A 15,840-nucleotide genomic window follows, 5' to 3' on the forward strand; every position below is an offset into this window, starting at 1 on the left:
ATTTGAAATTTAAAGTTGTCAATTGATAAAAAGTAATTTTTCGATATGGGTTTCTTCGCCGTATTCATCGTTACAAAAAACAAGGTAAACGCCGGTTTTTACGCGGTTACCGTTCAGGTTTTTGCCATCCCACACCGCCTGGCCACCCAGCGAAGTTCCCTGGTAAACCAGGTTCCCGCTGATATCGGTAATTTTCACGTCGGTGTCTTCCACCAAACCGGTAATGGTAACCGGGCCATCGTAGGTTTCCCGAACAGGATTTGGATACACATACACATTGGCGTAGGCTTTTTTCCCTGCAATAGCATCGCCCTGGTACGAAATTAACCCTTCGCTGGTGCCAATAAACACTTCGCCCGAAACCTGGTTGATGGCAATATCCATTATATTGTTGGAAAACAACGGACTATTTTCAGTGGTAAAATGCATGATTTCATTTTCGCCGTTTTCTGAAACAAGATAAACTCCTGAATTACGCGTACCCAGCCATTTTCGATTGGCACCGTCAACAGCAATGGCTGTAACTGTTTCGGTTTCCAGCAGTGGGTGAAAAAGCCCGTCGTTCAGGTCGAGACTTGGACGGATGGCATAAAAATCCTCTGTATCCCAAATCCGGTTGGGATTGTTGTAAACAGCCACGCCAACAGACGTGCCAATCCAGATAGCTCCATCCAAATCCTCTGCAATGCAGTAAACATCGTTCATCCGCTTAAATTCTTCAAAAACGCCATTGTTGAAATAGGAAGTGACAAGCAATCGTTTTTTCTGTGTTCCCGACTTGTCCACCACGTAGGCATCGTGTCCGCGGGGCACAAGGATCCATTTATCGTCGTTATCGGTAACCAAAACCTGGCCAATATTAAAGTTGTTGGCAACTTCAGGCAGAGTGATTGATTCCCATTCCCCTGAGGGTGTAAGTTTTACCAGATTTTTGGCCACTTCGGAATTGGTCATCCACAAGTTCCTTTCCGAGTCGAAATCAATACCGCCAATTCTCACGTAAGGTTGACTGGGATTATTTGGAAGGGCCGTTTCAAGCGGGCTGTTCTGGTTAGTAAAACGGTTTACCAGTTGCCCGTTTTCAAACTCGAGCAATCCGCCGCCCCAGCTGGCTACAAAAATATGATCCGGATTTGCCGGATTTGCCTTTATATCCACAATATCATAAAAACCATCCAGCTCCGGATAATCTTTTGGAGTGAAATAATTCCATTGTCCTTCGCGAAACAACTGAAATCTGGGCGTTTGCCAGATGTTACTCCATGAATCGCTTCGACCGCCCGGAGTTACCCACAAGTCTCCATCGTTGGTGTAGAGCGAAAAAATCCGGTTATCCATTGGCCCGTTTGGAAAAACCGATTCATGATTTTCGGATGCTATTTTGATTAACCCGTTTTCATAGTCGGCAACCCAGTAGGAACCATCCTGTGCCACGCCCACACTCCGGGGCCTGATTGGCGACACTTCTTCTCCGCTTAACCGGTAAGAATTTACTCTTGCAGCAACAGATAAGTTTTCGTCAATAACATAAAATTCTGATCGGCCGGAAAGGGTCAGCATTCCCTGATTTACCATTACATCATCTGCAAAATAAACACCATGCAGATAGCGCTGCCAATCCTCTCCGTTAAAGCGGTAAAATTCACTATGATTGACATTTTCTGGAGTGTAATTGGCCAGCAATACACTGGCGTGAACGGCCAGATGGGTAAACCTTCCGTTAAAATTTGGTATGTTTTCCACCTTGTTCCAGCTTCGGTAGTCGAGCAAATTGGGATTTGTCAAATCAGCTTTTAACAGGCCTTCGTTTGTGGCAGCATAAATATTTTGTTCAAACACCTCCACATCGTTCACCTGAATCATTGCACCACCTTCGCCAATAAAATAGGTATCTTTTACTTCCTGCCTTGCAAGGTTTAACACCACAACACCAAATCCGCAAGAAAGGTAGGCTTCATCTTCAGAAAAGGAAATGTTGTAAATATTCTTATCTCCTGTAATTTGTTTGCGCTTGATATCGGAAAGGTTAACCACGCCCGACTCGGTAATCAAATCGATATTACTGTTTTTATAAGCCACTACCAGCACCTCGCTGTTTTCGTTCCATGCAATGGTTTGAATGCCAAAATCGGTCAATCCGTTCACCCCCGAAAATTTTTGGATGCTGTTGTCGTCGCGGTCGTAATAGAAGAGCCCGCCTTCGGTGGCGCAGTAGATTTTTGAGCCGGCTACCGCAATTTTGGTAGCATTTGAAAAGGAAAGGTAATCCTGCCAGCTGCCCTGCCGGCGCTGCGCGTTCAATTGAAATACAATTGAAAAAATAACGATTGAAAGCAAGAGTTTTCGCATTCCTTTTCTACTTGTTGGGTTCTATTGTTTTCAGGTGGCCAACCAGTTTTTGAACGGCCCTGCCCCTGTGGCTGATTTTATTTTTCTGTTCCAGATCCATTTCGGCAAATGTTTTGGTAAATCCTTCGGGCAAAAAAACAGGGTCGTATCCAAAACCTGAATCGCCTTGCTTTTGCCGTGTAATTTCACCTTCCACAATTCCTTCAAACTGCATTTCATCTCCGTTGACAACGAGCGAAATCACGGTTCTAAAACGTGCTTTGCGGTATTTTATTTTGGCCATATTTTCCAAAAGCTTGTCCATGTTGGCCTGCGGATTTTTTTCCTCTCCAGCGTACCTTGCCGAAAATACCCCGGGTTCATTATTCAATGCTTCAACCTCCAGGCCTGTGTCATCCGCAAAACAGTCATACCCAAATTTATCGTAAACATAGAATGCTTTTTGCCGGGCATTTCCTTCAAGTGAGGGCTGATCCTCCGGAATATCTTCGTTGCAACCAATATCTTTCAGGCCGAGTAATTCAAACTCATCGCCCAGAATAGCCTGTAGTTCTTTTAATTTATGCGGATTATTTGTAGCAAAAACCAGTTTTGTCATAATTCAGAATTTCGGGTAAAAATAATGAAAAAGATGGTGCGGGCTAAACCGGAAATTTTTAGTGAAACTTTTAACCCGGATTATTTTATTTCAGTATCCTCCAGCGATTCAACATCGTCGCTGTAATAAATCTCCGCAATGAAAAAATCTGTATTTTCACAATGCACCTGAATTTTTTCCATGGTTTCCCACCATCCAAAAAACAGAAACCTGAAATAGCCGTTTTCGGTGATTCCAGATTTGATGTATATTTCGTCTTTTCCAAAAAATTGTTTTAGCTGGTACTCGAGCTGATAATAAAGTGCCCTTGCCACTTTTCTTTCGGGTTTGAAAAATACCAGGTAATATTCGGGCGAGGCATTTTCTTCTATTTCAATAGTATCTGAATCATCAAGCGGATTATCATCCAGCCTATCGCCGGGAATGATTATCCCGTCATCGGTCATAGTCAGCGAATCGAGGAATTCTCCAACTTCAGAGCCGGGCAACCTGTATTCGGGATTGAAAATATTCATATCAATAATCTCTTTTATTTTTCCTGATTTCTGCCCAACCGACGAGGAATTGGCGTTAAAAAAACCGCAAACATCACTCAGTGTTGCGTAGGGTTCAAACGATTTGTCGCCCAGGAAATTTGTTCCTCCAACCGCCCAAACAATAGCAGCAGACCAAATTTCAGTTTTGCCTCTTTTAAAAATGAGTTTATCTTTTTTGAGCAAATCAGTAAACACTTTCGTGCATATTTTTAAATAGTTCTCATCGAGGTGGTTTTTGCAATAGGTGGTAACCAGTTGTTTTACATCTTCGTTTTTTTGCTCCATTTGAATTTACTGTTATTTTACCAATGCAATTATGTCTTTTCGGAAAGGCATTAAAATTAATGTTTTAAAGTATTGGCACAAGATAACAATTAACGAAAACAAAATTAATTTCCGGGGAGACGCGATTAATCGCATCTGTACAGATGTTTCAATCCTTGTTTTGCTGGAATCGGAATCTGAAGGGTAAATATTGAAAGCCGGGAAAAGCCTGCAGTCGAGTTTCAATCCTTGTTTTGCTGGAATCGGAATCTGAAGGCCGAGGTAATAACCCAGCGACGAATTGCGGTGAAGTTTCAATCCTTGTTTTGCTGGAATCGGAATCTGAAGCCAGGCTTTATTGAATGCTTTTTCGGCACTCTTGTGTTTCAATCCTTGTTTTGCTGGAATCGGAATCTGAACCAAGTCCTCGTTGTTTTGGCGGTTGAATGTCGGGTAGTTTCAATCCTTGTTTTGCTGGAATCGGAATCTGAACTAGTAATTTCTTTTTGTGTGTTGGCAAAAAAAACTAGTTTCAATCCTTGTTTTGCTGGAATCGGAATCTGAACGTGCTCATGATGGCCGAAACAAAAGCCATGGAACGTTTCAATCCTTGTTTTGCTGGAATCGGAATCTGAACAAAACCGGCAGGCGCTTGTTACCAAATGCACCGAGTTTCAATCCTTGTTTTGCTGGAATCGGAATCTGAACTCACCGAGGGGGCGGGCTCGGAGTCAATCGTTAGATGTTTCAATCCTTGTTTTGCTGGAATCGGAATCTGAACTTTATGGCGTGTTAGCTCCACGCGGCTTTCTCAAGTTTCAATCCTTGTTTTGCTGGAATCGGAATCTGAACCCCAGTCGGGCGAAAGGAACATGGTATCGCCGTCGAGTTTCAATCCTTGTTTTGCTGGAATCGGAATCTGAACTTTGGATTGTTTTGGAGTTGTATTCCATAGGTGTGTTTCAATCCTTGTTTTGCTGGAATCGGAATCTGAACGGTCGTCGCCCCCTATTTTTACCTTCCAGTTTCCTTTGTTTCAATCCTTGTTTTGCTGGAATCGGAATCTGAACGATGCTTTGGGGGAATGTGAAGGGCTATGAAGTGGGTTTCAATCCTTGTTTTGCTGGAATCGGAATCTGAACGAATTTTAGTTCACCTTTAAAACTATTTGAAGGGTTTGTTTCAATCCTTGTTTTGCTGGAATCGGAATCTGAACAACACTTTACCCGAATGTTCAGGGTGCTGTAATTTTGTTTCAATCCTTGTTTTGCTGGAATCGGAATCTGAACGGCGACATCTGTTGAGGCAACTTTCAGGGAATCCCCGTTTCAATCCTTGTTTTGCTGGAATCGGAATCTGAACATTAAACCGCGGGAAGGCGTTTGCCTGACCTTTGGGTTTCAATCCTTGTTTTGCTGGAATCGGAATCTGAACCCCACAATGTCCACCTTATAGCCATGCAAAAGGATTGTTTCAATCCTTGTTTTGCTGGAATCGGAATCTGAACAACTGCAGTTGCGTTTATTACAAGCTGCTCGCCAGGGTTTCAATCCTTGTTTTGCTGGAATCGGAATCTGAACCATCAGTTTTCAGAATGAAAATTCCGTCAACGTCATGTTTCAATCCTTGTTTTGCTGGAATCGGAATCTGAACCGGACAGGGGTTGCAGGAATGTTGACAATATTATCGTTTCAATCCTTGTTTTGCTGGAATCGGAATCTGAACTTTTTAAGCTGATAGAGAAATTCAGATTCGGTACTGGTTTCAATCCTTGTTTTGCTGGAATCGGAATCTGAACCCGGCTACCTCGACCACGTGGTGAACGACGAGTTTGGTTTCAATCCTTGTTTTGCTGGAATCGGAATCTGAACAACTTTCAGAAGAGATAGGGTCATTAAAGGAACAAAGTTTCAATCCTTGTTTTGCTGGAATCGGAATCTGAACGCACATTGAACAAAAGAAATGGATTGTTGATGCCTGTTTCAATCCTTGTTTTGCTGGAATCGGAATCTGAACGCGTTAATCGCTGTAAATTCCTGAACACAAATCTACTAAAAGTTTTTTATCTACTATTATATTTCCTTTTTTCAACATGTCAAAGAACTTTTTTTGGCTTTTTTTGGACCATTTCCGAAAGCATAAAATTTTAGTTATCAAACTTTTATTATTCATTTCTGTGCTATTATAAATAAATTACAACCCGGAATACACTATTTTGTGCAAATATTCCGGTAGGTGCAAGTTAAGCAACGTTTCTTGTATTTGGTAGCTTTGGGATAAACATTTCCTTCAACAATTTTATTTATTTCATTGATACATCTTTTCACTTCCTGTTTATCGGTATCCGAAATATCAATTTCAACCAGTTTGTTATTACTGCGGGTATAAACCAGAAATCCTTTTTTTACTGTATTCCCAAAATTTTCTTCTATCAGACAGGCGTAACAATAAAGCTGGGTTTTGTAGGTGGAATAAATTTTCTCTTTGTACTGTGCAAATTTGTAATCGAGGGGTGCCATGCTGCCGTCGTCGAGCAACAAAACCTCATCAACTTTTCCTCTTATCGAGTCGTTTGTAAGATACTGGTCGAGCCATTTCTGTTTTACGCCAATCCGCTTGCGCAGGTATTCTTTATTTTGTGCCAGTTTTAAATCATGAACATTTCGTCCTTTCTCTACTTTAAAGTGCCGTCCTTCGTATTGCGGTATGGCCAACACGTATTCAAACCAGGTAAAACGCGGGCAAAACAAGTATTCGATAATATGTGAAGGCGTTACAACCATATCTCAGAAAAAAAGGGCTTTTACCTCGTCGGTAATTAGTTTTTTATCGAAAGCCTGCCCCAGCAGGGCCGATTGTTTCAGTTCGTTTTTGCTCATCGGAAAAATATAAACCGAATCGTTTTCGGTGTCTATCCATTCTTCAATTTGCAAATGGAGTGTATCTTTTTGGTTTTCGTCGAGCGAGCCAAGGAACACGCTTTTTTGCACGCGGTACAACCCGGCCTGCTGGCAGGCTTTGGCAATTTTGGTGCGGGGCTTTGTTTTCTGAATGTCGTAAATTACCCAAACAATCATATTTTATGCGTTTAAAATTTGTTGCGCCAGTGCATGTGCATCTAATTGCAGAATATTGCTACGCGACTGGTTTCTGTTTTTATAGCGGATTTTTTCTTCGTCGAAAAACTTAAAGAAGTGCTGAACCAGCAACGCCTTGCCTTCTGTATTCAGGGTTACACCGTTGGTAATGGGCGATGTGTGACTGTCGTTTACTTTTTTGGCCGAAAACAGTTTGAAAATTACTTCGTCGGCCCAGGTGCGGTAAGGTTCAATAAAATCGAACACCATGCTTTTTTTGTTGTAATCGTCGCGGTGAAGAATGCCCACAAACGGGTCGAGTCCGGCCACAATCAGCGCTTTTTCTACGCGGCTGTACAAAATTCCGTAGGCATAATTCAGAAAAGCGTTGAACGGGTCGGTTGCCGGGCGGAAGCTGCGCCCGCTGAATCGGTATTTTTTGGCAAGTAATTTACTTAGCACCCCAAAATAAATGCGCCCGGATGTTCCCTCAATTCCGCGGAGGGTATCGGCTATTTCGTCGGTTTTTTCTGCTTCGAGTGCCTGGATTTTTCCGGCCAGTTCTTCTATCCTGTCAATTTCCGGCTGCAATTCATCTGCTTTTTGTTCGCGGTGTTTTTTCAGGCGTTTCAAAAATTCAGACTGGTTTTGAAGCTTGCTCCCCACCAGGTGTTTGATTATTGTTACACCCTGTTTCCCCATGCTGGTTTCCAATTGTTTTTTGCGGATGCGCGTGGTACTGCCCAACCGGCTGTGCCAGAAACGCCCCACCGGGAACCCATCGCGTTCGAGCACCACTATATCGATGTTGTTTTTCATGGCCAGAATAATAGCATCGGAACTGACTGCCGCTCCTTTCGACAAAAGAATGGACGTGATTTTTTGGGAAGCGACGCACTGTTTCCGCGGCGGATTGTCTTCCACCGGCACACGTACCTCGAACATGTCGTCTTTCACATGTAGGTAAGTTCCCCAGGTATTAATGATTAGTTGCATAGTTATTATTTTACGGTATTTGCATTACTGTTCCAAAACCGCGGCTAACCGCTTTGCCGATTCCGGCATAACCCGGCAAAAAAGCGTTACACGAAAAGCGTCCTGCAAAAGCAATCATTTTTTTGTCTTTAAACAGGGTTTGTTTTTCGGTAAAAGCCCCGTTCACCAGAATCCGGTCTTCCACCCTGAACCCAACACCCTTGTAAAAACTGAGGATATTGTTTTGAACCGTTTTATCGAGAAAACCTTTTTTCTCCGGTTCAGGTAATTCAAGGTAGTGCTGAAAATTTTTCTGGTTTAGCCCCATCCACAACGTTTTAAAAGTGAAGTTGTATAATCCTTTGTTCACCGAAAGTTCATGGTTTTTCTGGCTGATGTTTTTTGAAAAAACAGGATAAGTTTCTGCCCCTATTCTGATTTCCTTAATTTTCAGAAAAAGTTCGGTGAGCAGATGGGCGCCTTCGGAAAATCCAATTAGCGCCGGCATGTTATCCACTACTTTGTATTGAATTAGCGGATAGGCATACCGCAACCGGCCATCTTCGAAGTGGTTGTGCAAAAGGGGAGAATGTTCGCGGAACAGATCACCAAAGTAACCGCGCAGTTTGTGGGCATCGCGCGTGGTTAACGAAATTTCGGGGAACCGGATAATAGTTTGAGTTAATTGCATAGCAGTTTGTTTTTGTCAGGCTCGCGCCTGATGATTGGCCTGGGACGATGCCCCAGGTTATGATATGGCAGGCTTTCAGCCTTACCCGGGGCTGTGCCCGACTTGGGACGATGCCCCAAGTTGTGATATGTCAGGCTTTCAGCCTGTGGAATGAATTTTCTATTCATTCCAGAAATAGTTAGGATCATACTCAATGATATCATATTGCCTGACGAATTCTTCAACTTCTTCACGGAATGTATGTATTCCGTGATGTTTCTTTTGATTTGCAATGTAGCGTTTTACTACATCGACTTTTGAGCTGCTAACCGAAAAAGCGCCGTAGCCTATCTGCCATTTGAACAGCTTTGTGCCGCCCTCGATGGTTTTTATCCATTTTGAGGATTCTTTTTTGACTTCTTCCACAATTTTTGCCAGTGCATAATTCTTTGATAACCTGAAAAGAATATGCGCATGATCGGGCACGGAATTGATGATTAATGCCGGACTTTCATATTCCTTCAGTGTTCCTGCCAGGTAGGCGTGTACTTGTTTTTCGATGGCCGGAACAAGGTAGGGAATTCGTCTTTTTGTGCCGAAAACGAGGTGAATATACATTTGCGAAAGCGATTGGCCCATAACAGGTGGATTTTATTTGTATTTATGATATTTTCTGCAGCATGGCAGGATAACCGTAATGATAGTTCGATATGGGAAGATGTTCAGACCCGGATCGGCAGGCAGACCGGGCCGCAGTGCGCTTACTGCGGGTAGCAGACAGCCTTGGGCGATGGACAGTCATGAAGGAGCGTGCTGCCATGTAGAGGTGCGTTGACATAAGATAGGGATCTGGCCTAGAGTGGTTCCCCGGCCTGGGACGATGCCCCAGGTTATGATATGTCAGGCTTTCAGCCTGAAGGGAAATGGAGAGCACCCGGACCAGATACACTGCTCTGTAACCCAAAAGGCTGAAAGCCTTTGACAGCAAAACTATGGGCATCGCCCATAGCATAACCGGGCTAAAAGCCCGAAACTCCCCGCCCGGCGCCGGCCCACTTACATTACCGACCATCATCTGATAATCAGCCTGAAAGGCTGAAATAATAATTGCTCTTTTTAATCGCATCTCTTTCATTTTCTCATCCAGGTTTTCCCGGATATTATAACATAAACACCGCCTCGTCTTTTTGCGGGGTGCGGATGAAGCCGGTTGTTGTGTTGTAATAATCATCTATGAAATATTCATTATATGATTATTGTAGAATTATTACCGTTCTGATTATTAAACACTAACCCAACGTCATTAAAATATGTATAGTTAACATACTTAAATCCATCAGAATCGGAAGGCGCTTTAGCTGCCATATAACGTTTTCTGTTAATCGACAATTCAAATTTCACTTTTTCATGCTTTTGTAATTTCTTAGTCTGAAGTTCTTCATAAAACTGAAATGGAATAACACTTACAGTATCCAATCCATCTCTTGTCATCGCTTCCTCACTATTTGAAGGGCAGTCTCCTAAAAAATAATAAGTGGATTGAACGTTGTAATAAGCCTTCCAGCCATCCTTAAATGATAATCTTTGGGTGACATCGATATCTTTGTAAACTTCATCCACAAGGTTTAGAAATTCACCTTCTGTTATTTTCGAATAATGATGCTCTGATAAAACTCTAAATGTTTTATCTAGAATGTCTGTTTCTGTATAAACAAATTCTTCTGAAACTTTTGAATGTTGATGGACAATTACTTTGCTATCTTTTTTAGAATTTCTTATTCGGTTGATTCTTCCTGCTCTTTGAACAATTGCATCAACTGGGGCATTTTCTGTAAAAAGAATATCAAAATCAATATCCAAAGAAACTTCAACAACTTGTGTAGCTATTAATAAAACTGGTTCTCCTTTATCTTCTATATATGAAATTTGACTTTCAATATTCTTACGGTCTTTCTGAATGAATCTCGAATGAAAGCAAATGCAATTCTTATTTATTTTCTCTGCCATTGGCTTCAATTGTTGATAAAGTTCAATAGCCTGATCCACTGTGTTTACTACCACCAATACTTTTAAATAATTTCTTAATGCAATTTTTATTTCATGAATATTTTCCTGAATGGTAATTTTACGTATCTCAAAAAGGTTTCGACTTGATTGCAATAACTCAGCATCCTGAATCAAAGAATAATTGCTTTTTCCGCCAAGTGCTTCGTTCAACAAACTCCTTAACTTCGACGGCATTGTTGCCGACATGATGAAAAAACGGGCATTTAGTTTTTCCCGCAAGAATTTTATGGTTTGAAGAATTAATGCCAGCGTATAAGGAGAATACAAATGTATCTCATCAATAATTATACTGGCATTTCTGCAATGGAAGCTTTTAATCTCCCAAAAACCTAAATTAAAACCTTGTGTAAGCAATTGATCAATAGTGCAAACAGTAATATTACTGAAAAATGTTCTATCTCTGAGGTATTTTCTTGTATCGTAATTATTGTCAATTTCTTTTTGGTACAAAAGAGCAGAGGAATGAACTACCGAACAATTTTGATTCCCAAAATAACCTGCTAGACGTTTGTAAATCGCATTGGATGTAACACGAGTTGGAAGGCAATAAATAATTTTATCATATTCATTCTTTTGCGACGCCCAGATCAAACTGGCTTCCGTCTTACCACTTCCTGTCGGTGCTATAGCTAGAACATTTGAATTTTTTTTACTTTCAAGTTGAAATTTTCGGAAAGAGAGTTTATCGATTTTCTTTCCTTCTTTTTCTAACTTTTCCTGCAAAGCATCCAGAAGTAAAGTTTCATCAAAAAGAAATGATTTTGATAAATTAAAATGACCTGATGCTGACCAATCTGAGATATTAAGTACTGCTTTTGCATTGATATATTCGAGGCGAGATTTTTCGTTCCATAGTTGCTTATTTAAATCATAAAAAGGCTGAAATACTCTCGACTTGTAATCATCCGGATTAAAAACTGAAAGTTTCTGTAATGTACCTTCTCTTATTTGCGCTTGTATAGTGTCCTTTTCCTTTAACTTAAACGCTACATATTCAAACCATGCTTTAATAAGTTCATAATTTAACTCAAGCTTTTTAAATTGATGGTTATCAAAAAGTTCACTATTTAAATGTTTATGATGTGAATAAATAGCTGCTGCAAATTGTGATTCCTGTTTTAGAAATGACTTACAAAAATATAGGCAAAAAGCTCCTGACAATAATTCATGCCTCACATTCTCATATTTATGTCCACTCAGCATTCGCTGGAAATTATCAGAAATCTTTCCTGCGTCATGAAACAAACACATAATAAATGCACTCTCCCAAAAAGTTTCAGGAAGTTCTGGATATCGCTCCTGCAGTTTCAGTAAAGATCGCAAAACATTTTCAGTATGTTCTACAAGTGTTTCAGATTCAACTTTACCCGAATTTTTATCCTTTTTGTATTTTGCTAAAACGTGATCAAGCATGATTAAATTGAAAATAATGGAATTTGTATTTCTTTGTATATCACACCTCGTTTTGATAATCCTTTAATATGTACTCCGGAACCTATAAATGAAAACTCTTTTCGCTTGACAACTTTTCGTACTCCATAATTTGAATCGTATTCAAAAGCTACCGGAATTTCGTAACTTAACGGATCTATTCCATCTTTTAATGAAAATTCCAATCCATTGGGTTGGTCCAAAACTTCATTCATTATATTTCCTTCTACCAGACAGTTTTTTAGTTCATTACATTCTATAAAATCTTTGATAACAGAAACTTGTATCACTTTTGCCAGTGAATCTGAATTACCTAATGTTAATGCGAAAACTGGGTTTTTAAAAGCCTGTTGTAACTTTTCGATTTTAGATTGATTCTCAGAGACAAGAGCCAGAACGAAAAGACCATTAAAAAGTATTTCACGAGTCAATATATCCGAAATAAATGCTTTACCTTTTAATTTTTGGTATTTCCATAAATCATTTGATTTGCCACGTGTATAACCGCTTATTCCAAATTCGAATTCCGATTCAAAAAAATCCTGACTTTCTTTAGGGCTCAAACCTAAAGCTGCTCCTGCCAACCCAATTAATGTGGTTGGCGGAGGCAGCTCATACGTTTTATGGAAGTTTTGAAATTCCGGATTTCGAAAAGAACAGCTTTGACATGCTAATTCAATTATTAAACATTGCATTTTTTATTCTTTGTAATGTTTGTCTATCCAATTTCTGATCCTTTCGAAACCTTCACTTAACGATTGCATTTCATCGCTATTCCTAAAGATGGCAGATTGCCCAGCTAAAACATACTCTTCTACAAATCGATCATAGTCCGATGCCACCTGATTAAGTTCTGCTATGTTAATTTTATTATTATCAACCACTTGCACTGCTTCAAGAAAAATCGGATTTTTCGCTTTCATGTAAGCTGCAGCCACAAATTTTGGAGAAATATCAGCCAAAAAACGTGTTTGCCTTCCGCTTGACCATAAATTTTGAAATGCATCTAAAAACCCCAGAACTCTTTTCTTTTTTTCTTCTGAAGAGAGTTCACCATCCTCTTCAAATCCCTGTCCACTGCCAATCCGGTCTAATTCAATTAAAACGGTTCCTTTGTAAAAACCGGAATGAATTTCAGTTTCAAAAATATTGGGTTGAATATCTTCCCCTTTGGCTGTTTGGTGTCCCTTACCCATAAAATTGGTAGCATAATCCAAATCACCTTTGTATGAAGAAAGTCCCAGCAAACTTTCAACCCGAACCGGAGAAATTCGGATGGTGGATTTTCCCTTCTCCCCATCTTTACCTGGTGAAGCATCCATATAACCGAATAAATCATCATCAATGAATTCAACGGGATTCATCATGGTTTTTGGAGCTCCTTTTTTAGCGCTTGCTTCCTGGATGTTTGAAATATTCCATCCCAAAGATTCAAGCTGGTTACGAATTGCTCTTCTTATTGCCTGCGAAGAAACATAAGGAAGTTGTTCTTCATTGGCTAATGTTACTTTTTTAATGGGATTGATGTTGTCCACTTCCTTATCTGCTCCATTCAAAGAAGCAAAGGATACTTTACTTAAGTAAGTAATTGTAATACTGTTTGGTTTTAATTCCATGATTATGCAGTTTTTTCGGTTTTTTTAATTGGCTGAATGGCCGGATTTAAAATATTTAATGCTCCTATTATTAAGAATTGTTTAATGCTGTAATAATTCTGTTCATTGATTTTACCGGCTAATTCTTCGTTAACAGTTAAACCATATTTAAAATCAATGCGAATGAGTTCATCCAAAAACTGTTTTTGGGTTCTGGCTTTGCGTAGGGTAATCAAATCCCCACGTCCTCTTTTTGCATTTGCAGCTTCACTTTGAGAAGCATCCTGGTGTCGCATTTTAACACCAATTTGCTTTCCAAGTGTAATGGCCGCGTTCTGAAGTGATTCTTCCATAGTTTTAATTTTTAATTCATATAATTGGGTAAATAAAAAAAGTTGTTTAAAGTCTTTAAATCCTATTGGTTCATTAATGCAGAGGTAATTATAACTTCTGAAAAACAAATCTTCAATTGATGGCAGGATACTTTTAAGTTCCAGAATTTCCCTGCTTATTTGATTACGTAAAATCCGTTCAAGCCGATATTTATTACTTGCTGCCCTCTCACTTGGTTTTAATAGTTTCAAACTCGATAAAAAGCGACTAAAAACAATTCCGCTTTTTTCGACATCATGAAATAATTTAAACAGGGGTGTGAGCCTGTTAAGATTTTCGTAAGTATTTGGTCTCATTGTAGAAGCGAAACTTTCCGCTTTAAAAGATTCAATTGCAAGTGGTGGAATTTTTGTCATTACTTCTCCAAATAATTCATCGTCTGCAAATTGATTTTCTGAGATATTACCATATTTTAATATCGCTTTCTTGTACATGGAATATATCAATGCAATTGCAACTTCAAACTGTTCAGTAAATGAGTCTTTCTCAATTTCTTCAGCAAATTTTATATTGCTAACAAATTCCTTTTTCCTTAATACTGGTGTTGAATCCTGAATTTCTATTTTACTGATTAATTCATTAAGATTTTTTAGGTTGTCAGAAGAAACTAAATAGATATGAATTGTGTCACGCAATTTATTAGAGTAATGATAGTAAGCATTTACAGGAGAAAACATACTTAGGTATCTGGTTTTCCAACTTATTTTTTTGTCACCTGCTGACAAATAAGAGTTAAAATTAAATAACCCCGAAAAGAAAGGAGAGATATTTGTAACATCAACAAGTTCATCGTAAGACTCTCCTGTAAGATAGCATTTTCTGTCCCCTTCATTTAAAAAACTTTCCTTTAGTTTTGGTATTCTGGTAATCTTTGTATAAGGCTCATAGTAAAGTTTACTCAGTATTTTTAATCCAGAAGTTTCAAAAAAATTTACAAATTTTGCGAGTTCTTCCGGATCGCTTTTTTCCAATTTTTTAGCATTTGTCCAACCTTTTTCATGCCTTGTTACACCTTGCGCATTGTTGGTTAACAAATGAGTTAATCCATAGGTGTACATTCTGGGAAATGGAAAGAACTTATTTTCTGCACGATCATAAAAGATGTTACATTCTTGAAACTTTTCAGCATTTTCTTGCTGTTTTATTGTATAAGTATCATACACTTCTTTTCCCATCCAATAGTAAATATCATCTAATAACTGTGGAAGCTTGTCAGAAGTAATCGTCAATTTATTATTTGTAAGTTCAAATTCAAATGGGAAATCGAAAAAATCTTCATTCTTTGCTTTAACGAGATATTTATATAACCCTATTATCCCATTGTTTAAAAGTGTGTGTCCGGTTCTCTTAAATTCAATCTCGGTTATCATAGTTTTATCAACTTAAAATGTTTGATTCGTGGTGCTGTATTTTAATTTCTTCAAAATAAAAATTCTCTAAAAATCATTTACTTTTCCCCTCACTTTGCCATTCGCCGATTTTTAGAAGTGTATTTAGCATGATGCTTATTATTTATTGATTCAGTTATTAAAACTTTGCTGCTCAACTTCCTCTCAAATACTTTGCTGTTCCCGGTGCCTGGTCGAAATTCGCTCAGCCTGCCGGGGGTTTATTTTCGTTTTGAACAATAAATTTATAAAAACAAAATAAAAAATCAAACTTATGTTGATAACTTTGAAAATTGATTACTAAAGACTTATAGTACCATGACCGGCACGATATGATTGTAAAAGCCCTTTCGTGGGCCATGCGCGAATTGTCGAAACACGACAAACCAGTGGTGGGAAATTTTATGGAAAAGTATAATGATGTACTTGCAGGAAGAGTGCGGCGTGAGGTCAATACAAAATTAAAAACCGGAAGAAAAAACGGGTAAACGGGAATT

13 protein-coding genes, 1 pseudogene and 1 CRISPR repeat array are annotated in these 15,840 nt (G+C 39.2%); of the genes and pseudogenes, 1 reads left to right on the top strand and 13 read right to left on the bottom strand.

Going from position 1 to position 15,840, the window contains the following annotated elements; translation table 11 throughout:
- Nucleotides 1–18 precede the first annotated feature (18 nt).
- From porZ to BUC07_RS11255, 13 genes are all read right to left on the bottom strand, one after another.
- On the bottom strand, nt 19–2,349 hold the full coding sequence (porZ, locus tag BUC07_RS11195; protein ID WP_139279546.1) for a type IX secretion system anionic LPS delivery protein PorZ: 2,331 nt from the start codon (nt 2,347–2,349) through the stop codon (nt 19–21).
- A gap of 7 nt (nt 2,350–2,356) precedes the next feature.
- Nucleotides 2,357–2,947 (bottom strand): non-canonical purine NTP diphosphatase, encoded by a 591-nt coding sequence (locus tag BUC07_RS11200; RefSeq protein WP_073169409.1) that lies wholly within the window; start codon nt 2,945–2,947, stop codon nt 2,357–2,359.
- 80 nt (nt 2,948–3,027) lie between these two features.
- The gene (locus BUC07_RS11205) at nt 3,028–3,768 is read right to left on the bottom strand and encodes a DUF6398 domain-containing protein (RefSeq protein ID WP_073169411.1); all 741 of its coding nucleotides are present in this window, start codon (nt 3,766–3,768) and stop codon (nt 3,028–3,030) included.
- Nucleotides 3,769–3,913: 145 nt separating this feature from the next.
- Nucleotides 3,914–5,763: direct repeats of the CRISPR family, unit length 37 nt; unit sequence GTTTCAATCCTTGTTTTGCTGGAATCGGAATCTGAAC.
- A gap of 194 nt (nt 5,764–5,957) precedes the next feature.
- Nucleotides 5,958–6,530, bottom strand: coding sequence for a CRISPR-associated protein Cas4 (gene cas4 / locus BUC07_RS11210; RefSeq protein WP_073169414.1), 573 nt, complete (start codon nt 6,528–6,530; stop codon nt 5,958–5,960).
- Nucleotides 6,531–6,533: 3 nt separating this feature from the next.
- The gene (cas2, locus tag BUC07_RS11215; protein WP_073169416.1) at nt 6,534–6,824 is read right to left on the bottom strand and encodes a CRISPR-associated endonuclease Cas2; all 291 of its coding nucleotides are present in this window, start codon (nt 6,822–6,824) and stop codon (nt 6,534–6,536) included.
- Nucleotides 6,825–6,827: 3 nt separating this feature from the next.
- Entirely contained in the window at nt 6,828–7,820 is a 993-nt protein-coding gene (cas1, locus tag BUC07_RS11220; protein WP_073169418.1) for a CRISPR-associated endonuclease Cas1, read from the bottom strand.
- Between the two features lie 10 nt (nt 7,821–7,830).
- Entirely contained in the window at nt 7,831–8,490 is a 660-nt protein-coding gene (locus BUC07_RS11225; RefSeq protein ID WP_073169420.1) for a CRISPR-associated endonuclease Cas6, read from the bottom strand.
- Nucleotides 8,481–8,657, bottom strand: coding sequence for a hypothetical protein (locus BUC07_RS20930; protein WP_175552520.1), 177 nt, complete (start codon nt 8,655–8,657; stop codon nt 8,481–8,483). Before BUC07_RS20930 ends, BUC07_RS11225 begins: the two co-directional genes overlap by 10 nt.
- The gene (tnpA, locus tag BUC07_RS11230; RefSeq protein WP_073169422.1) at nt 8,650–9,108 is read right to left on the bottom strand and encodes an IS200/IS605 family transposase; all 459 of its coding nucleotides are present in this window, start codon (nt 9,106–9,108) and stop codon (nt 8,650–8,652) included. Before tnpA ends, BUC07_RS20930 begins: the two co-directional genes overlap by 8 nt.
- 606 nt (nt 9,109–9,714) lie before the next feature.
- Nucleotides 9,715–11,949 (bottom strand): CRISPR-associated helicase/endonuclease Cas3, encoded by a 2,235-nt coding sequence (locus tag BUC07_RS11240; RefSeq protein ID WP_073169426.1) that lies wholly within the window; start codon nt 11,947–11,949, stop codon nt 9,715–9,717.
- 2 nt (nt 11,950–11,951) lie between these two features.
- Nucleotides 11,952–12,662: a CRISPR-associated protein Cas5 gene (cas5, locus tag BUC07_RS11245; RefSeq protein WP_073169428.1), complete on the bottom strand. Its 711-nt coding sequence runs from the start codon at nt 12,660–12,662 to the stop codon at nt 11,952–11,954.
- A gap of 3 nt (nt 12,663–12,665) precedes the next feature.
- Nucleotides 12,666–13,583 (bottom strand): type I-B CRISPR-associated protein Cas7/Cst2/DevR, encoded by a 918-nt coding sequence (gene cas7i / locus BUC07_RS11250; RefSeq protein ID WP_073169430.1) that lies wholly within the window; start codon nt 13,581–13,583, stop codon nt 12,666–12,668.
- 2 nt (nt 13,584–13,585) lie between these two features.
- Entirely contained in the window at nt 13,586–15,325 is a 1,740-nt protein-coding gene (locus BUC07_RS11255; protein ID WP_073169432.1) for a hypothetical protein, read from the bottom strand.
- Nucleotides 15,326–15,672: 347 nt separating this feature from the next.
- Here BUC07_RS11255 and BUC07_RS11260 point away from each other — a divergent pair.
- Nucleotides 15,673–15,831 (top strand): annotated as a pseudogene (locus tag BUC07_RS11260) (DNA alkylation repair protein); the annotation flags it as partial.
- Between the last annotated feature and the right edge of the window lie 9 nt (nt 15,832–15,840).

Origin of the sequence: Tangfeifania diversioriginum, from assembly GCF_900141875.1 — a bacterium.
GTDB lineage: Bacteria > Bacteroidota > Bacteroidia > Bacteroidales > Prolixibacteraceae > Tangfeifania > Tangfeifania diversioriginum.